Origin of the sequence: Pantoea sp. alder81 (genome assembly GCF_020179835.1) — a bacterium.
Taxonomy (GTDB): Bacteria; Pseudomonadota; Gammaproteobacteria; order Enterobacterales; family Enterobacteriaceae; genus Pantoea.
Genome location: NZ_JAIUDA010000001.1, coordinates 910220 through 932901, shown reverse-complemented (window position 1 = coordinate 932901; position 22682 = coordinate 910220). Strand labels below are relative to the sequence as shown.

The following is a 22682-nucleotide window of genomic DNA, read 5'->3' as shown; positions in this document are numbered from 1 at the left end:
GCTTAAGCGCCGGTGCAGGTAATACTCAACCCTGCTGATAAATGTCTAATGCATCCGGGCCGCTGGCGCCTTGATGGATAATCGCCATCAGCGCTTTCACCACGCGTGATGGGTTATCGTGTTGGTAAACGTTACGGCCATACACCATGCCGCTGGCGCCTTGCGCCATCAATGCGGCGCTTTTGGCCAGTACCGGTGCCAGCTCGCCTTTGCCGCCACCGCGTACCAGCGTCGGACAGCGCGCCGCTTCCACCACACGGTGAAAATCTTCTACGTTTTCCGTCGGATCGGCTTTGATGATGTCGGCGCCGAGTTCACGCGCCAGACGCACCAGCGGCACGATTTTCTCCACATCACCGAGCGAACCGTAAGCCGCGCCTTGTCCGGCCGGCGCCATCACCAGCGGTTCGATCATCAGCGGCATGGCGTAGCGATCGCACGCCTGACGCAGACGACCGATATTCTCCACGCACATGCGGAAAATGCCGGGTTCATCGGGGATCAGGTAGAGATTCACCACCACCGCAGCCGCATCCATCTGCAACGCGGCGAGGATTGGCTCATCCGGGTTGTGCAACACCGCCCACATTTCGCGATGGCGCGCCGCGTTATAGGCGTTACCGACATCCGTGCGCATCACCAGCGCCGGTTTTTGCCCCGCGACGTGCTGCAACAGATCGGCCTGTCCGTAATTCACCTGTATGGCATCAGGTTGCGCGGCGATCAGGTTTTTCATCACGCCCTCGATGTTTTCCAGCCCAATCAGAAAATCAGGCTCGTTGGCAATGCCGTGGTCGATGGCCACATCAAGGCACTTACCGTGTTGAAACAGACGATTCATGCGGACTTTATTGCTGACTAACATGGCGTGTTTCCTCCTGGAAAAAAGTGGGGTTAAGACCGGTCAAACCGTGCTGACGCGCCAGACTGGCGCAACTGCTTTGCAGATGATGTTGTCGTTGAGTGACGTTCCAGCCGCGCAGGTCGGCCATCAATTCAGCAATTTCTGTCACCAGCGAGGGTGTTAATTCTCCGCAAATCGCCAGCGAGGTGCGTCGCACCAGCAGGTCCTCAAGTTGTTGTACCTGCTCATGCTCAATGAGGTATCGGAGTTCCAGTGCGCTATATCCTGCATGATGCAGCAGCGGCTGCTCCCCCTGCTGCTGGATCAGCTGCAGGATTGGCAGGGCGCGGCTGCCATAACGGCGGACTAACTGCGATACGCGGGATAAGGGCAGTGAATATTGCTGTGCGAGTTGGGCAAGCCACGCGGTTTGCCCGGAAGGTGCAGGGAAGTCGCGTCCGCCGCCGATGGGTAGATCGCCGCTCGACACCCGGCGTTTTTCTCCGATCAGACGCAACACCCGATCCGCGGCTTCTTCACCAAACTGACGGAAGGTGGTCCATTTTCCACCGACCAGGCACAGCAGACTGTAAGCATGTGCGGCGTCGGGTGGCAGCAGCACCAGAGAGTGGTTACGTGAGATTTGCCCATTCACTTTGGCATCGCTGGCAGGAAGCGGGCGTACACCGCAGAAGGTGTAGAGAATTGACGATTCGGGTACCACAACATCTGGGAAAACAAAGCGTAACGATTCAAGAATGTAGGCTTTCTCCTCTTCCTCACACACCACGCTATCCGGATCGTCCACGCGGATATCCGTGGAACCGAGCAGCACCTTGCCGAACCAGGGAAACATGATGCAGACGCGGCCTTCCTGGTTTTCGAAATAGACCATCTCGCCGTCGAGCAGGTGTAACAGTTCGGGGTGATCGATGATCAGATGCGAACCCTTAGTACCGCCAATCAGTTTGGTGAAATGTTCAGTGGGCGCCAGGCGCTGATTGAGCTGATCTATCCACGCACCGCCGGCATTCACCAGCACATGCGGCTGCAAGGTAAAATGCTCACCACTGAGTGCATCCTGCAAAGTGACAGATTCGCCGTCGGCGCTGACCAGTTGCAGATAATTAAGCGCCAGTGCGTCTGGGCAGGCACGCTCGGCATCTTCAATCAATTCATAACCCAGTCGTTCCGGCGCGCTTATCCAGGCATCGTAGTAACTGGCGCTGTATTTCACCCAGGGAGCAAATGCGGGCCAGCGGTCGCGCGTGGCTGCCTCGCCGCGCACCTGATGTTTAGGCATTGAGCCGTACTGTCTGGTGTAGACATCGTAAAGACTCAGACCGGTTTTGATCAGTAGTGCGCCGCGGCGCGTGGGTTTGTCGCTTAAACGCAGAAAACGCCGCGTGGCATTAATTAAACCGCCGCCGAGGTTGTCGATGGGGACGGTGGTGCGCAGCGGAAAAACATAGTGTGCCGCGTTTTTCAGTAGCCGGTCACGCTCAATCACCGACTCTTTGACCAGCGTAAACTCGCCGGTTTCCAGATAGCGCAGTCCGCCGTGGATCATGCGCGATAAAGCACCGCTGGCCGCCTGGCACCAGTCACCTTTTTCCACCAGAATCGCGGGAATACCCTGCAACGCCAGTTCGCGAAATGTGCTGATGCCATTGATGCCACCACCGACAATCAACACCGGTGTGGACGTGCGTTGTCGCAGTGCGCTAAATCGCTGCTCGCGTGTTGCATTATTCTCCATGGGTTGCTCCCCGGCTCTTGGCCATTTCGAGTACGCCTGCTGCGGTGGATTCGTCTGTTACCATGCCTTTCAGCCACTTGCCTTGCAGCGCGCAGTGGATTGGATCCACCTTGTCGCGTCCGGCCACCACCGCCATAGAAAAGGGAATACGTTGTAGCTCCGATAAGGTCAGCCCAACCAGCCGCTGATTGGCGTCAAACGGCGCGGGCTGACCTTGTGCATCAAGTAACCAGGCCAGCAGTTCGCTACGTGCGCCACTGGTTTCAATGCTGGCGGATGCGTGACGAGCAGCCAGATTCAAATCGTAGTAGCTGGAACTGTCGCTGTGAATAGAACCAAGACCGACCACTGCCAGCGTGGCGTTACGCGCTTTATCCAGCACCCTTTCTACGGCACTGATGCCCATTAACATGTCACGTTCAGCAGCCGAGTCAGTGAAGAGCGGGGCATGAATTTGCCAGGCATGGCCGCCAAGCCGAGCCGCCATTTCAGAGGCAACATGATTCACGTCGGTATAATGCTTTCCTTGCACGCACCCCAATGCAGGCACGACCTGAACATCGTATTTGCGCGAGGGGTGCAGTGCCTCCACCAGAGCGCTCACGCCTTTGCCACCGGTAATGGCAATGACATCGCCATCTTTTAAACGTGATAGCAAATAATCCGCTGCCGCCGTGCCAACCATTTGTAAATTCTGCTCATCACTGCGCGCGACATTGGGTGCCACCACCACCTGTTGCAGTTGACCCCATTGCTGCAGATCACTTTCGAGTTGGTGGGCCGACAGCCAGGGCGATTTTATGGTGATTTCCACCATGCCGCTCTCTTTACCCTGACGAATCAGGCGATTCACGCTGGCGACCGACAACCCGGTTTCCACTGCAATCTCCGACTGCTTTTTGCCGTCGAGGTAATACATCACCAATACCTGATAGATCTGGCGTGCACTGTGAAATGCTGGATGTTCGCTGTCGAATTCCATTGATGTTGCGTCCTTATGCTGCCCGGTATTTATTCAGCAGGTGGTCAATCGATACCGCGGCCAACAGAATTAAACCTTTAATCAGGTCCTGCCAGTAAACGGAAACGTTTATCAGAATCAGCGAACTGGTGACAATCGAGAGCAACGCGACGCCTAAAACTGCACCCAGAATTGAGCCGGTGCCGCCTTTAAGGCTCGCGCCGCCGATCACCGCCGCCGCTATCACGTTCAGTTCCATCCCCACGCCAAAGGTCGGGGTAGCTGAGCCTAAACGCGCCATATAAATGATGCCGGCTACACCCGCTAGTGTTGAGGTGAGTACTGTGACCCACAGTTTGATGCGGTTGATGTTGATGCCGGAATAGGCCGCCGCACGCTCATTACTGCCGGTATAAAACACTTTGCGGAACAGAGTGGCTTTGCGCAGCAGGAAATCGAACAAGGCGACCAATATAAAGAACAGCAGGATGACAAACGGGATGCCCCACATGGCACCCTGGCCGATGAATTTGAAACTGACGGGAAGTGTGAACAGCGACAGTGGCGTGCCCTGGGTGATGATCATGCAAAGCCCGCGCACAATCACCATCGCTGCCAGGGAGGCAATGAAATGACTCAGGCCGATTTTGGTCACTGTTAAACCCATCAGCAAGCCCACCAGTGCAGCGGCAACTATTCCACCCAGGCTGGCCAGCCAGGGATCCACCCCGCTGAGAAACAGTTGTCCCGCGACCACCATAGAAAGGCACACCACGGCGCCGACCGAGAGATCGATACCGCCGACGATCAATAAGATCGTCATACCGATCACCACAATGCCTTCAATCGAAAACGACAGCAGCATCGCTTTCATATTGGCCCAAGTCAGGAAGTAGGGTGAGGTAAAACTCATCACGATAAAGATTAACGCGATGATCACAATCAAGCCGATTTCCCGCTGCTTGTGCAGGCCGCCAAATAATGACAGCCGGGATTTGCCTGCACCGGGCAAGGTCGTATTCATGGTCATAGGGCCTCCACTTCAGGGGTGATGCCAGCTGCCAGTCTCATCAGATTCTCTTCGGTCATCGCATCGCCGGTCACTTCACCGGTGATATGCCCTTCATGAATCACGATAATGCGGTCACATAAACCAATCAGTTCAGGTAACTCTGACGAAATCACCACCAGTCCGACACCGTCATGCGCTAATTGGGCGAGGATCTGGTAGATCTCTGCCTTGGCGCTGACATCGACGCCGCGCGTCGGTTCATCAAGAAAGATGATTTCGGGGTGCACTGACAGCACACGCGCCAGCGCCACTTTTTGCTGATTGCCGCCAGAAAGCGATGACACCAGGTCGCTCAATTTGCCGCGTTTCAGTTTGACCTGCTGCGCGAGGGCTTCCGCCTGAGCACGTTCGCGGCTCGGGCTAAGCGTCAAACCGTGATGGCTAATGGCACGGACATCCAGAGCCGAGATGTTCCAGTCAATTGGCATCGCCAAAAATAGCCCGGCGTCTTTGCGGTCTTCGGACAAGTAAACCATGCGCTGCTGGATACTGGCGGCGTAATCCTTCAGTTTTACCGGCTGGCCCTTAATGCGAATCGTTCCGTGAGTGACAGGTTGCAGTGCACATACGCCCTGAGCGATTTCGCTACGCCCCGCGCCCATCAAGCCGCCAATGCCCAGAATCTCGCCGGGATGCAAATTGAAGTTGATGTTGTAGAAACGCTGACCATCGCTCAGCGCACGGACCTCCAGCAAGGGTGCGGCAGTTTGAGGTGGACGTTTATCGGGATAGAGTTGCGACAGTTCCCGACCGACGAGGCGCGTAATGACTTCATCCGGTGTCATGCTGCTCAATGGCGCACTATGCACAGTACGGCCATCGCGCAGAATGGTGATGTGCTGACAAAGCGCAAAAATCTCGGCCATGCGATGACTGATATACACCACCGTGATGCCCTGATCGCGCAGTTGACGCACGATGGTGAACAGCGTCTGCGCTTCTGGTTCCGTTAGCGCTGCAGTGGGCTCATCCAGAATCAGTAAACGACAATCCAGCGTCAGTGCTTTGGCAATCTCCACCAGTTGCTGTTGTGACAACGACAGTTCGCTAACCTTTTTACTTACTGGAATAGGCGCAAGGCGATTCATGACTTGCTGCGCCTTCTCCCTTAAGGTTTTATGCGGTAATAGAAAGCCGCGCTGCTGATGTGCCATCCAGATATTTTCATATACGCTGATATCCGGGCATAACGCGATCTCCTGATGCACTAGCCCGATCCCCAACTGCTGTGCTTCACGGGGTGAACGAATAGTGACCAGGTGTCCATCCATTACTATTTCCCCACTGTCGGGGCGCAGGATGCCATCAATGATATTCATCAGCGTTGATTTACCCGCGCCGTTTTCACCTGCAAGCGCATGAATTTCACCGGCCCTTAGCGTCAGATCAACGTCCTGCAGCGCCCGCACCGCGCCAAAACTTTTAGAGATCCCGCGTAACTCAAGCAGTGCCGTCATCATCATCCCCTTACTCGTTGATGCCTTTGGTTCCACGACGTTTCAGGTAACGGTCCCAGCGGAAATCATCGGCATTTTCTTTGGTCACCACGGCATAACCATTGTCGAGGATTGGGAACGAGAAGGGATTTAGGCCGTTGCGTTTGGCATCGTTCATTGGGTCGATTAACTCGGGATGTGCTGCGAGAAACAGAGTCATAAAGCCCATATAGCCCTGTATGCCCTGATTGGGGTTGATGGCACCAAACACTTCGCCGCTTTTGATCATGTCCAGCACTTTGGCATTGACATCTACAGTCATCACTTTCACTTTGCCACCGTTCTCCACCACCGCTTGAGCGGCACCAATGGCGGAACTCGCTTCGGGCATGAAGATGCCTTTCAGATTGGGATTCGCTTGCAACATCGACAACACTGCATTGTAGGCTTTAGACGGGTCCTGATTGGTGGCGGCACGCGCGACAAGCTTGCTATCAGGAAACGCGGCTTTCATCTCATTAATGAAAGCCGTAACACGACGATCATGATTGTCCTGGCCCGGGTTCTCCAGTACGGCATACTCAGCGCCTTTGCCCATGGCTTTACCCAATTCATCGGCGGCGGCTTTACCTTCACGGAAATTGTCTGAGGTGATGTAAGCGACGCGCTTGCTGTTGGGAGAGTCGGCAGCGAACGTGACCACCGGAATGCCCATCTCTGCCGCACGATTAATCGGTTCGATAAACGGGTCGGGGTTCATCGGATGGAGGAAAATCCCGGCGGGTTTCTGCGCCAGAATCTGTTCGAAACTGGCTAACTGCTGGTTGACGTCATAAGCGGGTGTACCACCATAAACGGTTTTACAGCCCAATTGATGCGCAGCTTGTTTAAACATCTCGTACACCGGAAACCAGTATTCAACCCCGGTGACCATGACGTTCATGTAGTAGGTTTCGCCGGGTTTGCAGCGGAACTGTGGTGATTCATCGGCGGCACGTGCGGTGCTGGCGAATGTACTGGCAAACGTAAGGCTAGCCAGAAGGATGGCGATTTTTTTCATATTTTTCCCCGGAGCAGGCGCTGAATTTTGGGGGCTCAGCCGTGACGACTTAACGCGGAAAAACGAGCCGGGGTTCACTTTGAAAATTATTTCTGATGATTGAAATAATTTTCATAAGCTATAAAAGCTGGCGGAAAAAAGATCAATTAATGGTTAATGAAATGTTTCTCGGTTGTGATCGCCTTCACTTTCCCGCGGATAGCAGGACATTTGGTTAGGTGAAACCGTGGCGGGATTTTATAATCACGCGCTGAAATTGTGGCTAACTGAAAGAAAAGGAATTTTCATGCGTTTATCCCTTACCGCGCTCACGCTTTTGGCGAGCACCAGTGTCCTCGCACAAACCACTTCGCCCGACGCCATTATCAAACCCTTGATGCAGCAATATCAGATTCCGGGCATGGCGGTGGCCATCTTGCACGATGGAAAAACCGAATTTTACAACTACGGTGTAGCATCCAAAGAGACTCAGCAACCGATCACCGCGCAAACCATGTTTGAAATCGGGTCGCTGAGTAAAACCTTTACCGCTACCTTAGCGAGCTATGCGGCTCAGCAGAAAAAACTGCAGTTTAGTGATAAAGCCAGCACATGGTTGCCGGAACTGCAGGGCAGCGCTTTTGATCAGGTTTCCCTGCTCAATCTCGCCACGCACACTTCGGGCACGCCGCTGTTTGTGCCAGACGATGTGACCAATCAGCAGGAACTGATGAACTGGTACAAACACTGGCAGCCACAGGCTCAACCAGGCACACAGCGTGTCTACTCCAACTTAGGAATTGGCATGCTGGGCATGATCGCTGCCAAAAGTTTGCATCAGCCGTTTATTAGCGCAATGGAACAGCAATTGCTGCCTGCGATGGGCATGCGTCACACCTATGTTCAGGTGCCTGCATCAGCCATGGGTCAATATGCGCAAGGCTATAACAAGCAAGACAAGCCGGTGCGTGTGACGCCAGGCCCGTTGGACGCGGAATCCTATGGACTGAAATCGACATCCGCTGACTTGATTCGCTGGCTGGCGATTCAACTGGATGAACAGAAGGTTGCGGCGGAGTGGCAGCAGGCGATTGCCACCACGCATCAGGGCTACTACAAAACCGAAGCTTTTACGCAGGCGATGATGTGGGAATACTATCCGCTGCCTGTTTCATCGCAGCAGTTGGTGGAGGGCAACAGCGGTCAGCGCATCATGAAAGGGATGTCGGCCACATTGATCTCGCCACCGCAGGCCGCACCGCACCAGGCTTGGTATAACAAAACCGGATCGACCAATGGCTTCTCGACCTACGCAGTGTTTATTCCGTCGCAGAAAATTGCGGTGATTATGCTGGCGAATAAATGGTTCCCGAATGACGATCGTGTCATCGCAGCGGACAAAATTATTCAGGCGCTGGGTCAGTAACTGACGGCGGGGCGCACCTCGTCGCCCCCGATTAAATGGCCGGTTACTTTCGTGCATCCAGTGCGAGTTTGACGGCCATTCCTGCCAACACCGTTCCCATCAGCCAGCGCTGCATACGTTGCCAGCTGGGTCGCGCCAGTAAAAATGTGGAGACCTGACCGGCGGTGGTAATGAAAATCGCATTCACCGTCAGGCTAATCACAATTTGGGTGACGCCCAATACCAGCGACTGCAGCAGCACGCTGCCGTGATTCGGACTGATAAACTGCGGCAACAGCGACAGAAACATCATGGCGATTTTCGGGTTTGCGAGGTTAGTGAGGAAACCCATGGTGAACAGTTTACGCGGATTGTCGGCGGGGAGATCGCGAACCGCGAAAGGCGAGCGTCCACCGGGCTTAAGTGCCTGCCACGCAAGATACAGCAAATAGAATGCGCCGCCGAAACGCAACGCGTCATAGGCCCAGGGGACAGCCAATAGCCACGCTGTGATACCGAGCGCCGCGCACAGCATATAAAACACAAAACCTAACGCGACGCCGCCAAGGGAGATATATCCCGCCCGCTTTCCCTGGCACAGCGAACGCGAAACCAGGTAGATCATATTGGGGCCGGGAGTGAGCACCAATCCCAATGCCACCAATGCAAAGGCAAACCAACTCGACAGTTCCGGCATGCAACGCTCCTTGCGTTATTGTGGTTTATTCTGGTATCAGGTTATTCCGTCCAGAATATTAAGGAGATAAGCGTGAGAACACAAAAGCGTTGTATGGGATATATCGCTATCGTGGTGGATGATTATGACCGCGCGATTGAACCCCGTGAAGAGGAGTATGGCACGGTGGTGGTCTTCGAGGATCTCTACGGCAACCGCTGGGACCTGTATCAGAACAAATGATTTGGCGGTCATTCACCGCCTCAAAACCCAGGTTTCATACAGCGGTTGAGCGGCCGGTAATGGAAGCCTGAGATAATCTGATTGCCCACTTTAAACAGGTAGATGCGGGCAGTGAAATTCTCGTCAGCCAGCGGATCAATATATTTCCCGACGGCGGGATCCTGTGTATCGGGACCCGCAATGCGAAAAGATTTGCGAGTGGATACCGTGAACGAATCGGGGTGGTAGTCATAATCAAGGTTCACGGTGCGATCAACGTTAATCCTGCTTTCAACTCCCTGCGGCGACATAAATGCCAGATAAGCATTTAAATGACCTTCACGACTGCCGCTCAAAATATCCCAATAGCCATGGCTTATCACGGTCCGGTCAGGTTCATCGTAAATGATATAGGTCTCGGCCCGGCAATCGCCAGATAATGGCCGAACAAAGTAGGGCAGTGAAAACCAGCCAAGGAACAACGCCAACAAACAGCATGCCGCAGAAACAGCGATTTTCATGGATGGTTCCTCCCGATAACCGCAAATGTTTGGCAAGTGGTCGTCTTCAGTTCAAGTTCGCCATCGCACACAAAGAAATTAATAGAGTTGCCACGATCGGCATTAATATAGATTTTGCTTTGCGGGGTAAGCGAGACCTGCATTTTGCTGAGCCAGTAATTAACGCGTGTTGCCGACTCTGTTTTGTCATTTTCCACATACTGTGAAAACAGCAAAGTGTGTCCATTCAGCTGGAGTGGTTCACCATAACTCAATGGATGAATCAATTGTTGGCCGCGAAGCAGGGCGCCCGCTATAAAAAACAGGCAGGAAATACCTAGCGTAATAAGAATTAATCTTATTTTAAACGATTTCTTCTTTAGGTCTGATATCGGTGCGGTTGGAGCAGATAACTCTGAGGCTCCGCTGTATTCATTATCGGTGCTGTGAGGTTCTGGTAATAAATAACTCTGCGAGTCGGAAATCAGCGTGATGCAATTGGGTTTTAAGCGATAGCCCATGTATCCCAGTGTTTCGAGGATCTCTTCTTCAATATCCAGCGATGCCAGTGATTTTCGGATGCGAAAGAGAGTTTGCCGCACGGTATTATCGGAGACTACAGCACCATGATTTTTCCAGCAGGCATCATGCAATGCTTCTTTGGAGACAATATTGCCTTCATGCTCACACAGGTACATCAGGCAACTTTTACTTTGCCTGCTAAGGATAATCTCTTTATCTCCCAGCCTGATCAGACCGGTATCGGTAAAAAAAATAATTGTCACTTCTGCTCTATCCCCGCAGCGCATCGCCAAGGCGCACTTTACATTGAGCTGATTATAACACGGTCTGAAAAAAGGGCATGTAGAGGATGTTAATCAGGTAGGTAACAGCTTTGTCACAGGTTTATCATGATGATTTATAACATAATAATATGAATTGCGGTGACTTTTAAGTGACATTTTCGCCAGCATATTGAAAGCCTTTAATCAGGCGAATAATATGCGCATCAGATTAATCGCATGGCATGATTTAATATCGTTCAGATGAATCTGTAATAATGAGATGTGGGTGTGATTACAATTGAGGAATATTAACTATGCATAGCGCCATTAGAATAACGACAAGTAGAATTAAACATAAAAACATCGCTATCATGACGCCGAGCGCGATTACTTACTACGGCATTCGCGCCATGTTGACAACTTTGAATGGTGTTTCTGTGACACATCACCCCATCCAAACCCATGATGAACAGATCAGTATCATTGATAAGGATTTAGATCTTATTATTATCGACACCGAGGTGGGAAATGCAGATGTCATCTCGGTGCTGATAAAATCTTACTCACCCACTGCATCCGTCATGATATTGACCCGTGCTTCTGATATCAGACTGTTACAAAAATATAAAAAATCAGGTGTGCAAGCGATATTAAATAGAAAAAGCAGTCAGCGCGAGGTTGAAGATGCGGTAACCGCGGTGCTTGAGCATCGGATATGGGGATTTGAAGTAAAAATTGCTACGCCGCAAAAGGATACATCCCCTCGACAGTTATTTTCATCGAGAATGTATGAAGAAGCGATGCTCTCTCTTACCACTACTGAAAGAACGATCATCCGCTCAATTTATCGCGGCCGCACCGTCACGGATATTGCTGTTGCCAAAGATAAAAGCATTAAAACTATCAGCAGCCAAAAACAGGCTGCGATGCGCAAACTTAATGTGAGAAACCTGGCTGAACTCCATCAACGCTATCACGCCTGGCTGGAATAGAGCGCCCGCTCATTGCCTTACAGCACACCGCGGGTCAATCGCACATCTTTCTAACCGGGAATTCATCCCGGTCTACTTACGCTTGAAAGCCTCAGTCGCGATTTAATGTGATGCATTTCATAAAATCGCGCCCTGACGTTAGGTGAAATGTCGAACGATTGTTATGAATGAAGCTAAACTTAGTTTCATTCGAAGCAATTGGAGCGACAAAATGAATACATCCTTTACCTCAGTACAACAACCCGAAGATGCAAAGCAGCAAATCCGCCTGATGAAACAGGTGCTCAGAGAGCAAATCGGCGATGTTGAGGGGCTGTTTGAGCAGGTCAGGAGCAAAATCCTCAGCGAAATTGCTGCAGCACGCGAGGAAGAAGCGCGAAATGGCACAGCCTGGCCGCAGGTACATTGGGAGGACATCGCCGCAGGGCGTATTTCCGAAGAGGTGAAGGATCATATTCGTCGTCGCGGTTGCGTGGTGGTGAAACAGACCTTTGCGCGCGAGCAGGCGCTGGGCTGGGATGCATCGATGCTGGAATACCTTGATGAAAATGATTTTGATGAAGTTTATAAGGGACCGGGTGACAACTTCTTTGGCAGCCTCGATGCCTCACGCCCTGAAATCTATCCGATCTACTGGAGTGAAGCGCAGATGTCGGCGCGTCAGAGCGACGCCATGGCACAAACCCAATCCTTCCTGAATCGCCTGTGGAGATTTGAGTCCAACGGCACGCGCTGGTTCGATCCTGATGTCAGCATTATCTACCCCGATCGTATTCGCCGTCGCTTACCAGGCACCACATCAAAAGGGCTGGGTGCGCATACCGATTCTGGCGCGCTGGAACGCTGGTTACTGCCGGCTTATCAGCAGGTGTTCAGTAAAATCTTCAATAACCAATTCGATCAATACGATCCCTGGGATGCGGCACATCGCACGGAAGTGAATGAATATCAGGCCGGCACCACCACCAAATGTTCAGTCTTCCGCACTTTCCAGGGATGGACTGCGCTGTCAGATATGCAATTGGGTCAGGGCTTGCTGCATGTGGTGCCAGTACCGGAAGCGATGGCGTATCTGTTGCTGCGTCCGCTGCTGAAAGATGTGCCAGAGGATGAACTCTGCGGTGTTGCGCCGGGCAAAGTACTGCCCATCACAGAGCAGTGGCATCCTGAACTGATCGAGGGATTGTGTTCCATTCCAGCAATGGAAGCGGGTGATTCTGTCTGGTGGCACTGCGACGTCATCCATTCGGTTGCACCGGTTGAGGATCAGCAAGGTTGGGGTAATGTGATGTACATTCCGGCTGCACCTCTGTGCGAGAAGAATGCCGCCTACGCCACTCAGGTTGCCCAGGCGCTGGCAACCGGTGCCTCACCGGGTGATTTCCCTAAAGAGGACTACGAAGCCAGCTGGCGCGATCGTTTCACTCTGGACGCGTTAAACAGCAACGGGCGTCGCAGTCTCGGATTGGGTTAAGTTTCTGGTAAGCTGAATAAAATTTAAATTGAAGCAGGCACTATGAACGCACGTCATCAGCACATTATCCAACTGGTCAGCGAACGCGGCAGCGTCAGCGTCAGTGAACTGGCGCAGACCACCGGTGTTTCCGAGGTGACGGTGCGTCAGGATCTGAATGTTCTGGAAAAGGGTGGCTTTCTGCGCCGCGTGCACGGTTCTGCCGTGGCGCCAGAAAGCGATGATGTCGGCGCACGCATGCAAACGCGTTTTGCCGTCAAAAAACGTCTGGCGGAGTACGCCGCTTCGCTGGTTAATGCGGGTGAGACGGTGTTTATCGAAGGCGGCAGTACTAACGCCTTGCTGGCACGCGAGCTGAGCGAACGCGGTGATATCACGATCATTACCGTCAGCCATTACATCGCGGGATTGCTGCGAGAAAAGGGCGGTGATGTGATCATTCTTGGCGGGTTGTTCCAGAAGAGCAGTGAGTCGGTAGTGGGGCCGCTGACGAGATTGTGCATCCAGCACCTTAACTTCCATAAAGCCTTTATCGGTATCGACGGCTGGGATGCCATCACCGGTTTTACCGGCCGAGACATGCTGCGCTGCGACGTGGTTAACGCCATCATGGAAAAGCAGACGCACACTGTGGCGCTCACCGATTCATCCAAATTTGGTCAGATACACCCTTTCGCTCTGGCACCCACGCTGCCGTTTAAGCAGGTGATCACCGATAGCCAGCTTTCTCCGGTGTATCAGGATATATTGCGCCAGCAGCCAATGGAGTTAACGCTGATTTAGCGAGAAGGAGGCTAACAGGCGTGACAGGAAGCACGTACGATCAGTTCACCCTGTGCGATAAGGTGGAGTGGGCTGGCCTCAGGATTGTCCAGACGGTGCTTCATCGCCACCACCGCATTATGTCCAATAGCATTGAAGGGCTGTTTCCAGGTGGTTAACGGGATACCCAGTAACGCGGAATATTCATTGTCATCAAAACCCACGACGTTGATTTTGACTCCCTGCTGACTGCAGAGGGATAGCAACTTCATCGCGGTAAAGTCATTGGCACACACCACATCACGCGCGCCACTGGCCAGCAACTGGTGGATAAAATCAGCGTGATTCAGTTCGCCTTCATGCTGCCATTCCGGCTGGGGAGAAATGCCGGCTTCCTGCAACGCCAGTTGATAGCCAAGCATGCGCATATAAACCGTGTTTGCGGAGAAACGTTCACAAAGGAAATCAATGCGGCGAGGGCGATCGGCCAGTAAATGGCGCGTCATCACGGCACCTGCTGCGACGTTATCGATGCCAATTAAATCCCATCGGCTGCGCGCGGGCCAGCGCACCACGTCACTGTCAAGCAGCACCACACTCATGCCGTCGCGTTCCAGTTTACTGAGAATCAGTTGATTGATTTCAGCAGCGAAGGGATGAAATTCAATGGGTATAAAGAACACGCCTTTCACACCGCTACGTTGATAGCGCTCAATCACACCCTCAATCTTGCTGATGATGGCCTGCCGCGAAGCTCCCGTGCCCAGCGTCATGACACCGTTCCACACCAGATCAAAGTTGAAGGGCTGAGACAAGGCGGCAATGGATTTGAAGATCTGTTCAAACAGAAATCCACTTTCATTGGCTTCCATGCGTGGCGAAAGAATACCCAGCGCCATCGCGGGAGGCAGGTGAGCAATCTGACTGGGTTCAGAATAGGTAATGTAATGACCCGAACCCTGGGTACTGCTGATGAGTCCCTGTTCTCGCAAGCGTGACAATGCGCGAGACAGCGTTGGGCGTGAAACATTCAGCTCAGCACACAGCATCATTTCCGTCGGCAAACGTTCACCGCTGGCGTAATCGCCACGTTGAATACGTTGGGTTAATTCAAGATAAACGCGATCCAGCTTGCCTGATTTCGCCATAGTGCGGTTTGCCCGTTGATCAACAATTCCAGCGATGGAACACATTAAGGGAGTTAATAAGTAAAATCAACAATCTGAAAAACGTGCAAATTTGTAAACTATCTGTGGATGAAGATGAATATGGAATGATTACATCTGAACGGCTTGAAAGGAAAATAGCGCACATTCCGAGCGAAAACTTGTGATCAACTTCTCTAAACCTCTTTTTCTGCTCGATATGTAATCCATTTGTGTTTGATTTGTGATCAATTCCAAAAGAAAAAGTAAAAATGTTGCGTAAGGTTGTCATCAGTTGTCAGGCATTTAATTTTACAAATTTGTAAACATAAACCCTACATCTGTGCCTTTTAGGGCCAACTGAGGAATGACACATGTCTCAATACGCAGCATTGGTAGAGAAGGTCATTAATGAAAACCGCGACACGCTGTTGGCGGTTGATCCGCAGCAAATTGACCAGCTCATCACAGAAATCCGCCAGGCGAAAACCATCCAGCTCTATGCCATGGGCCGCATGCAACTTTCAGTGCGTGGCTTTGCCATGCGCCTTAAGCATATGGGATTTGACAGTTACGTCGTTTATGACACCACGTCGCCCTATCTTGGCAAGGGTGATTTGCTCATCGTGCATTGTGCCGTCACCAACGTAGAACTGAATATCATCAAGCTGGCGAAAGAAGCCGGTGCGCGCATCGTGTTGCTCACTGCCCACCCTGAAAATGAACATGGTCAATATGCGGATTTAGCCGTGCGTGTACCCGGCCAGATATTTGGCGGCGATCAGGAAATTCCCTCCATTCAGCCAATGTCCACCTTACTGGAACAGTCGCTATTCCTCTTCACCGATATCGTCACCATGATGCTGATCGAGCAGTGCGGTATCCAGATGGATGCGATGAAAGCCAGCCACACCAACCTCGAAGGGTTGCCTCATAAGTTTGCCTGAGCGGAGCGCATGCGATGAAAGACGGTGACATCATTCAGATTGCTCATCTGGTAGAAGATCTTGATGCGGCAATGCAGCACTACTGGGAAGCCTTCAACATGGGCCCGTGGGATGTCTATACCTACGGGCCACATAACGTGAATCAGTCGATTTACCGTGGCCAGCCAGCAGAGCACATCTACAAAATTGCTGTGTGCTGGATTAATGGCGTACAGATGGAATTGATGCAGCCAGTCTCTGGCTACAGCATCTATGACGAATACATCGAAAAGCACGGGTACGGCTTACATCATCTCAAACTCTATTTTGCCGATTGTGAAAAGGCGCTCGAAACCTACAAGGCACGCGGATATGACGTCGTGCAGAGCGGCAACATTGGTGATGACGTTTTCTATTACCTCGATACCGAGGAGCGTTTTCAGGGTGCCGTGATCGAAATCGGTAACGCTGGCTCCATTCCTGAACCTGAACGGCGCTATCCCGCCTGATAAAGGACACATATCATGATGAAAACGCGTAATGCTCTGACGTTAGCACTGCTGCTGGGCATAACCTCACTCTGCGCATCGCTGCCAGCACAGGCGGCAGATGAATACACTATGGTCGGCATTCCCAAGCTGCGTTCTGCGTGGTTTAACGACTATGAAACCGGTCTGAAAAAAGCCGCCAAAGATTTCAAAATCGATGCCTATCAGCAGGCGCCAGCCTCCGCTGATGAAGCGCAGCAGGTGCGCATTATCGAAGACAGTATTACTCAGGGTGCCAATGCCCTGCTGGTGGTGCCGAATAATGCCAGCTCGGTCGAGCCTGTGTTTAACCGTGCGCGCAGTCAGAAGATTGTGGTCATCACCCATGAATCAGTGAACCAACCGGGCGCCGACTATGACGTTGAGATGATCGAAAACGAAAAATTTGGTCGCTACATGATGGATGAATTCGCCAAACATGCCGGTGGCAAAGGAGAGTTTGCCATTTATGTAGGTTCACTGACTGTACCTGCGCACAACACCTGGGCAGATGCCGCGATCAAAGAAATGAAAGAGAAATATCCCGATATGAAGCTGGTCTCCGATCGCTTCCCGGTGAGTGAAGATCGCAACGCCTCGCGTCAGAAAACACTGGAGTTGCTCTCTACCTATCCAGATTTGAAAGGCGTGCTGGCATTTGGCAGTCAGGGTGGTCCAGGTGCGGCACAAGCGCTGCGCGAAAAAGGTCTGGTGGGCAAACTCACTGTCATCGGAACGACGTCCCCGAAAGAGAGTGCCACCTTCCTGAAGGATGGTTCCTTAACCGAATCGATTCTCTGGAGCCCGGGTGAAGCCTCTTACGCCATGGCCTACATTGCCAAAATGGTGCTCGATGGCAAGCGGGATCAGATTAAACAAGGTTTGGAAATCCCCACGCTTGGCGTCCCGACCATCAATGGTCAAAACATCATCTTTGATAAACCACTGACGGTCACCAAAGACAATTACAGCAAGTACGATTTTTAATCATAAGGGCGGCATTCGTGTCGCCCCAAACCCTGAACGTTTTATTGTTGAGGCGTCATCGATGATGCCCGTCTCTATCACCGCAGAGTGTGCGGAGGTCGTATGCAGTTTTTGTCTGTGGCGAACGTCACGAAAAAATTTGGCGGCGTGACCGCACTCAACGATGTCAGTTTTGATATCAATGAAGGTGAGGTGCACGGCCTGGTGGGTGAAAACGGCTGCGGTAAATCCACCTTAATGAAGATCATTGCTGGTGTTGAATCACGCGATCGCGGCAGCCTGGCCATCAAAAATCAGTCCATCCAGCGTTTCACCGCCATGGATGCGGTGAAGCAGGGCATTGGCATCATCTATCAGGATCTCTCGCTGTTTCCCAATCTCAGCGTGTTAGAAAACATCTATATCAGCCAGATGCTGAATGACCGTAAAGCACTGGTGCGCAGCAGCGCTTACAAAGATAACGTCGTCAAAATCATCGCTCAATTGGGGATTCATCTCGATTTAGACGCGACGGTAGACGAACTGCCGATTGCCAAACAACAATTGGTGGCGATTGCACGTGCGCTGGTTAATCAATCAAAACTGATCATTCTCGATGAACCTACGACCGCACTGACACGCAGTGAAATCAACAACCTGTTTGCCATTTTGCGCCAGTTAAAGCAGCAAGGCATCGCCTTCATTTTTATCAGCCACAAGCTGAATGAATTACTGGAGATCTGCGATCGCGTTACCGTAATGCGCGATGGCAAAGTGATTGACTGCCAGCCCACGGAAAAACTCACCAGCGGTGATATTGAAAATCTGATGTTGGGCTATGCCCTGACTTTTGAAACGCGGGCATCGAGTGCGACTGATGACGTGCTGCTCAGTGTGCGCCATCTCAGCAAACGCAACAGCTTTCAGGACGTCAGTTTTGAATTACGCAAAGGTGAAGTCTTAGGCATTGCCGGTCTATTAGGTGCCGGACGCACCGAACTGGCCATGGCGCTGTTTGGCGTGGAACCGGCACAAAGCGGCGAGATTTATTTGCATGGCCAACCCGTCACCATCAACAGCATCCATGCTGCGGTAAAACACGGTATCGCCTATGTTCCCGAAGATCGTCTGGCACAAGGGCTCATTATGGAGCAGAGCATCGCGGCAAATGCGGCCATTTGCACCCTGGATCACTTTCTGACCCCGATGCGACTGCTTAACAGTCAAAAAATGCGCGATACGGTTGAGGACTTGCTTAAGGGAATGCAGGTGAAATACGGCAGTCAGGACCAACCGATTCGCATGCTTTCCGGTGGCAATCAGCAAAAAGTGGTGCTGGCAAAATGGCTGGCGATGCGACCTCAGGTGTTCATTCTGGACAGCCCAACCGTGGGCATTGATGTGGGTGCCAAAAACTACATCTATCAAACCGTGAAAGCGAAAGCGCAGGAAGGCATGGGCATCATTTTTATTTCCGATGAGCTGCCAGAGCTGTTGGCCAACTGTGACCGCATCATCATGATGCAGCGCGGCAGGCTGGGCAAAAGCTGGCGCAGTGACGAAATTGATAATGAAACGCTGCAACATGAGATGGAGCGGCAATAACGCCCGCCGGAGGAGAGTATCGTGGATATGATGAAACTGCTCAAAGCGCGTGAGACCTTGCTGTTGGTGCTGATCGTCGTGCTGTCGATTGTGATCACCAGCATCAATCCCAACTTCATCAGCTTTGATAATCTGACCGACCTGCTGAAATCCTGGACGGTACTGGGCATCTTTGCATTGGGTGTGTTACTGGTGCTGATTTCCGGTGGGTTTGACGTTTCGTTTACCGCCATCGCTCAGGTGGCGCAATACGTGGTGGTATTCTGGTTCTTGCAACTCGGACTCGATAATATCTGGCTGGCGATATTATGTGCATTGATCCTCGGCGCATTAATGGGACTGCTAAACGGTATCATCATTTATTACTTCAAGATCACCGCCATCATTGTGACGATAGCCACTAACAGTCTGTTTTACGGCACTCTGTACGTGGTGACTCAGGGTGATTTGATTTACGACTTGCCGCCATCACTGCTCAGCCTGGCTGAGATCAAAATCTTCCCGTTACAGGCGGCAAACGGCGCCTGGTATGGCTTAAGCCTGGTGACCTGTTTGTGGTTTGCTCTGGCGATTTTCCTGCATCTGTTTCTCAAACATACCGTGCTGGGGCGCAGCATATACGCGGTAGGTGGCAATGCGCTCTCTGCGGAGCGCGTAGGTTTCAACCTGCGTCGCACAACGTTGTTCATTTATACCTTTGTCGGGGCCATTTCGGGATTTGCCAGCATTATTCAGGTGTCGATTGTGCAGACGGTGATCCCCAATTCCATTGTGGGCTCTGAGTTGCAGGTAATTGCAGCCGTGGTACTGGGAGGTGCATCGGTCACCGGTGGGCGTGGCAGCGTAGCGGGAACCCTGCTAGGCGTATTGCTGTTCGCAATCCTCAGCAATAGCCTGACACTGCTGAAAGTCTCGCCTTACTACTACAACGTCTTCACCGGTTTGGTGATTCTATTTAGCGTGTCACTCAATGCGCTGCAAATTCTGCGGCAGAAAAGGGCGCAGGTGCGTGTGGTGGTGGAACAATGAGGAGCAAAGCCATGAAAACTTACGCGCCCGCGCGCCTGCGTCTCAGTGCCGTTATTGCGGAGAATCTGTCACTGTATGTGGTGCTGATTGCAGTATTTATCCTGATGTTCGCACTCAACGGCGAGAAGTTTATTCGCACGCAGAACCTGATATCGATGGCCTATCAGTTACCGATTGTGGGTTTGCTGGCGATTGGCATGATGATTTCAATGCTGTCCGGCGGAATCAATCTCTCCATCATCTCAACGGCAAACCTCAATGGCATTATTATCGCCCTCGTCCTGCAAGCCCTCTCCTCACAGGGCATGAAACTGGCGGGTGTGGAACTGGTGTTACTCGCCGTACTGCTCGGGTTTGTAGCCTGCCTGCTGGTGGGGGTGATCAACGGCTTGCTGATCTCGATCCTCAAGATCCCCGACATTCTGGTCACACTAGGTACTATGACGCTGATTGCCGGACTAAATGTAGTGCTGACTCGCGGTTACACACTGTCGGGTTTTCCTGATTCACTGCTAAATATTGGCAATGGCACCAGTTTCGGCATCCCGAACGCGCTGATTCTGTTTGTGGTGGCGGCTATTGTGGCGTCAATCATCCTGAACAAAACCCGATTTGGTTTTAGCCTGTATATGATGGGTTCAAACGCGACGGCGGCACAGTACGCCAACGTTAATCTGGTGAAAATCACTGTGATGCAATATGTGTTCTCCTCGACGTTTGCGGCGTTGACTTCGCTGGTGATGATGGGGCAACTTAACTCGGTCAAAGCCAGCTATGCGGATTCTTATCTGCTGGTGGCGGTACTGGCCGCCTTTCTCGGCAAAGTGAGTCCGTTTGGGGGATTCGGCCGGGTTTCGGGTGTGGTTCTGGCGGTGATTATCCTGCAGATGATATCCAGCGGATTGAACCTGTTGCGCCTCGATCCTTTTATGATTACCGCGACATGGGGTGCGATAATTATCGCGATTGTGGTGTTCCGGGGATTGTTCTCTCAGATTAAACTGCGTATGGCTAAATAAAACATCAAAAAGGCGAATAAGGATTCAATGTTCCCTGAAATCACCTCCAAAAGACTGCACTATCGCCAGTTAGTTGCCGATGACTGGCGATTCTTTCTCTCGCTGCAACAGGATGAGCGCGTGATGCGTTATGTGGCCGATCCTCAATCTGAAGAAGAGATTCGACGTGACAGGTTCGAGATAAGATTGCCACGCTGGCAGAAAGGCAGCACCCATTGGTTGTGCCTGGTGATAATAGAGAAGGGTTGTTCAGCGCCGCTAGGTGTCACCGGATTTATCGATCGCGGTGACGGCATCGTGGAAGTCGGTTTTTTGCTGGCAGCAGAGTCTCAGGGCAAAGGGTTTGGTACCGAATCACTTCACGATATTGCGCGTTATGCGCTGAAGGATCTGGGCTTCCGTAAGCTGGTTGCCACCGTAACCGCCGGAAATGAGCCCTCACGTAGAACGTTACTTAAAGTAGGATTTCAGCAGGAAGGCACTTTGCGGAAAAGTTATAACCTCGCCGGTGAGTGGCGGGACGATTGGGTGTTTGGGTTATTCGCGGATGAATTAATGCCACTCTAATCTGCAATTAACGCCTGTGCCGTTAACTCATCGGTAATTAATCCGGTTACTAGACCGCTGGCCAGCACCGCGCGAATCGCGTCGACTTTGCTTAATCCGCCCACCAGCGCGACAATTTCCGCGCGGTGAGCAAGATCCAGTTCCACCGACAGCGTACGCGCCGTCAGGCTGTTGTGGATCATCTGTCCGTTGGCATCGAAGAAATGGCCGAGCAGTTCACCGACGGCGCCTGCAGCAGAAATATCGTTAATTTCAGCTTCATCGATCATGCCCGCTTCAACCAACTGCGCGGCAGGTTCTACGGTGCCGATCCCCACCAGTTTCACCTCGCTCTGCGCCGCCATGGCAAACACTTCGCTGACGCCGCGCTGTTTAAGCAGCACGTCGCGATCTTCCTGCGTGTTGGCGAAAAACGGCACCGGCATCATATACGCTTGCGCACCGGTTTTTTCCGCTATGCGATGCATTACATCATGTGGATTGAGCGCGTAGTTGCGCGTCAGACAGCCCAGCAGCGAAACGAATCGCATATGCGGGGCGTCAATGCGTGGGAGTTGGTGAATAGCTGCGGAAAGGGTGCGGCCATGTCCCAGTCCCAGCGTAATAGCAGGCTGAGCCGTGAGGAGATTGCGCAGGTAATCTGCGCCAGCCATGCCAAGCGTTCGCACCGGCAAGCCTTCTTCACCGAGGTCAGGCGCAACGTGGCAAAACCGCAGTCCGTGCTTTTCGCGCAGCTGATCTTCCAGCGCCACGCACGCCATGATATCGCCATCAATCGACACCTTCACCGCGCCCTCCGCGACCATTTTGGCAATCATGCGATGGGTTTTAACGGAGGGTAATCCCAAACGTTTGGCGACTTCAGCCTGGGTCAGGCCGCCCACGTAGTGCAGCCATGCGGCACGCAGGGCCAGAGAGTCATCGCGTTCAGCGGGAGTTGGAGCCGGTTTCATGTTTCTTTTCCTGATGAT

General features: G+C 52.3%; 23 protein-coding genes. 12 read left to right on the top strand and 11 right to left on the bottom strand.

Going from position 1 to position 22682, the window contains the following annotated elements; genetic code table 11:
• Window positions 1-25: 25 nt before the first annotated feature.
• Genes LBW88_RS04435 through LBW88_RS04410 form a run of 6 tightly spaced genes read right to left on the bottom strand, consistent with a single transcriptional unit; the run spans window position 26 to window position 7132 of the window.
• Complete coding sequence (locus LBW88_RS04435; protein ID WP_224928229.1) at window positions 26-865, bottom strand: class I fructose-bisphosphate aldolase; 840 nt, start codon at window positions 863-865, stop codon at window positions 26-28.
• Complete coding sequence (locus LBW88_RS04430) at window positions 849-2603, bottom strand: glycerol-3-phosphate dehydrogenase/oxidase (RefSeq protein ID WP_224928232.1); 1755 nt, start codon at window positions 2601-2603, stop codon at window positions 849-851. Before LBW88_RS04430 ends, LBW88_RS04435 begins: the two co-directional genes overlap by 17 nt.
• A complete protein-coding gene (locus tag LBW88_RS04425) occupies window positions 2593-3585 on the bottom strand; it encodes a sugar-binding transcriptional regulator (protein ID WP_224928235.1) in 993 nt (330 codons plus the stop codon). Before LBW88_RS04425 ends, LBW88_RS04430 begins: the two co-directional genes overlap by 11 nt.
• Before the next feature lie 13 nt (window positions 3586-3598).
• Complete coding sequence (locus LBW88_RS04420) at window positions 3599-4594, bottom strand: ABC transporter permease (RefSeq protein WP_224928237.1); 996 nt, start codon at window positions 4592-4594, stop codon at window positions 3599-3601.
• Window positions 4591-6093 (bottom strand): sugar ABC transporter ATP-binding protein, encoded by a 1503-nt coding sequence (locus LBW88_RS04415; protein WP_224928240.1) that lies wholly within the window; start codon window positions 6091-6093, stop codon window positions 4591-4593. Before LBW88_RS04415 ends, LBW88_RS04420 begins: the two co-directional genes overlap by 4 nt.
• A gap of 10 nt (window positions 6094-6103) precedes the next feature.
• On the bottom strand, window positions 6104-7132 hold the full coding sequence (locus LBW88_RS04410) for a substrate-binding domain-containing protein (RefSeq protein ID WP_224928243.1): 1029 nt from the start codon (window positions 7130-7132) through the stop codon (window positions 6104-6106).
• Window positions 7133-7418: 286 nt separating this feature from the next.
• Here LBW88_RS04410 and ampC point away from each other — a divergent pair, with 286 nt between their 5' ends.
• Complete coding sequence (ampC, locus tag LBW88_RS04405) at window positions 7419-8537, top strand: class C beta-lactamase (RefSeq protein ID WP_224928246.1); 1119 nt, start codon at window positions 7419-7421, stop codon at window positions 8535-8537.
• Window positions 8538-8580: 43 nt separating this feature from the next.
• On the opposite strand, the gene LBW88_RS04400 is transcribed toward ampC, so the two are convergent.
• Entirely contained in the window at window positions 8581-9213 is a 633-nt protein-coding gene (locus LBW88_RS04400) for a LysE family translocator (protein WP_224928249.1), read from the bottom strand.
• A gap of 72 nt (window positions 9214-9285) precedes the next feature.
• Between LBW88_RS04400 and LBW88_RS04395 the strand changes: the two genes are divergently transcribed.
• Window positions 9286-9435, top strand: coding sequence for a hypothetical protein (locus tag LBW88_RS04395; RefSeq protein WP_224928252.1), 150 nt, complete (start codon window positions 9286-9288; stop codon window positions 9433-9435).
• 20 nt (window positions 9436-9455) lie between these two features.
• Here LBW88_RS04395 and LBW88_RS04390 read toward each other — a convergent pair whose 3' ends face one another.
• Together LBW88_RS04390 and LBW88_RS04385 are read right to left on the bottom strand one after the other, a co-directional pair.
• Window positions 9456-9935: a hypothetical protein gene (locus tag LBW88_RS04390; RefSeq protein WP_224928255.1), complete on the bottom strand. Its 480-nt coding sequence runs from the start codon at window positions 9933-9935 to the stop codon at window positions 9456-9458.
• On the bottom strand, window positions 9932-10699 hold the full coding sequence (locus tag LBW88_RS04385; RefSeq protein ID WP_224928258.1) for a transcriptional regulator: 768 nt from the start codon (window positions 10697-10699) through the stop codon (window positions 9932-9934). The genes LBW88_RS04390 and LBW88_RS04385 overlap by 4 nt, the downstream gene beginning before the upstream one ends.
• 314 nt (window positions 10700-11013) lie before the next feature.
• Here LBW88_RS04385 and LBW88_RS04380 point away from each other — a divergent pair, with 314 nt between their 5' ends.
• The 3 genes from LBW88_RS04380 (at window position 11014) to LBW88_RS04370 (ending at window position 13948) form a co-directional block, all read left to right on the top strand.
• Complete coding sequence (locus LBW88_RS04380; protein ID WP_224928261.1) at window positions 11014-11691, top strand: LuxR C-terminal-related transcriptional regulator; 678 nt, start codon at window positions 11014-11016, stop codon at window positions 11689-11691.
• A 211-nt stretch (window positions 11692-11902) separates the two neighbouring features.
• The gene (locus LBW88_RS04375; protein WP_224928265.1) at window positions 11903-13165 is read left to right on the top strand and encodes a DUF1479 domain-containing protein; all 1263 of its coding nucleotides are present in this window, start codon (window positions 11903-11905) and stop codon (window positions 13163-13165) included.
• Between the two features lie 42 nt (window positions 13166-13207).
• Window positions 13208-13948, top strand: a complete 741-nt coding sequence (locus tag LBW88_RS04370; RefSeq protein WP_224928268.1) for a DNA-binding transcriptional regulator YciT — start codon at window positions 13208-13210, stop codon at window positions 13946-13948.
• A gap of 11 nt (window positions 13949-13959) precedes the next feature.
• Here LBW88_RS04370 and LBW88_RS04365 read toward each other — a convergent pair whose 3' ends face one another.
• The gene (locus tag LBW88_RS04365) at window positions 13960-15075 is read right to left on the bottom strand and encodes a GntR family transcriptional regulator (RefSeq protein ID WP_224928270.1); all 1116 of its coding nucleotides are present in this window, start codon (window positions 15073-15075) and stop codon (window positions 13960-13962) included.
• Between the two features lie 371 nt (window positions 15076-15446).
• Between LBW88_RS04365 and LBW88_RS04360 the strand changes: the two genes are divergently transcribed.
• The 7 genes from LBW88_RS04360 (at window position 15447) to LBW88_RS04330 (ending at window position 21711) form a co-directional block, all read left to right on the top strand.
• Window positions 15447-16019 carry an SIS domain-containing protein gene (locus tag LBW88_RS04360; RefSeq protein ID WP_058960523.1) on the top strand — a complete coding sequence of 191 codons (573 nt, stop codon included), beginning with the start codon at window positions 15447-15449 and terminating at the stop codon, window positions 16017-16019.
• 14 nt (window positions 16020-16033) lie between these two features.
• The gene (locus tag LBW88_RS04355) at window positions 16034-16507 is read left to right on the top strand and encodes a VOC family protein (protein ID WP_224928272.1); all 474 of its coding nucleotides are present in this window, start codon (window positions 16034-16036) and stop codon (window positions 16505-16507) included.
• A 15-nt stretch (window positions 16508-16522) separates the two neighbouring features.
• The gene (locus tag LBW88_RS04350) at window positions 16523-17512 is read left to right on the top strand and encodes an autoinducer 2 ABC transporter substrate-binding protein (protein ID WP_224928277.1); all 990 of its coding nucleotides are present in this window, start codon (window positions 16523-16525) and stop codon (window positions 17510-17512) included.
• A gap of 102 nt (window positions 17513-17614) precedes the next feature.
• On the top strand, window positions 17615-19096 hold the full coding sequence (locus LBW88_RS04345) for a sugar ABC transporter ATP-binding protein (RefSeq protein ID WP_224928280.1): 1482 nt from the start codon (window positions 17615-17617) through the stop codon (window positions 19094-19096).
• Between the two features lie 27 nt (window positions 19097-19123).
• A complete protein-coding gene (locus LBW88_RS04340) occupies window positions 19124-20125 on the top strand; it encodes an ABC transporter permease (RefSeq protein ID WP_224930238.1) in 1002 nt (333 codons plus the stop codon).
• A gap of 11 nt (window positions 20126-20136) precedes the next feature.
• Window positions 20137-21144, top strand: a complete 1008-nt coding sequence (locus LBW88_RS04335; protein WP_224928283.1) for an ABC transporter permease — start codon at window positions 20137-20139, stop codon at window positions 21142-21144.
• A 27-nt stretch (window positions 21145-21171) separates the two neighbouring features.
• Entirely contained in the window at window positions 21172-21711 is a 540-nt protein-coding gene (locus LBW88_RS04330; protein WP_224928286.1) for a GNAT family N-acetyltransferase, read from the top strand.
• On the opposite strand, the gene LBW88_RS04325 is transcribed toward LBW88_RS04330, so the two are convergent.
• Window positions 21708-22664: a sugar-binding transcriptional regulator gene (locus LBW88_RS04325; RefSeq protein WP_224928289.1), complete on the bottom strand. Its 957-nt coding sequence runs from the start codon at window positions 22662-22664 to the stop codon at window positions 21708-21710. The two genes, LBW88_RS04330 and LBW88_RS04325, sit on opposite strands and share 4 nt — an antisense overlap.
• Between the last annotated feature and the right edge of the window lie 18 nt (window positions 22665-22682).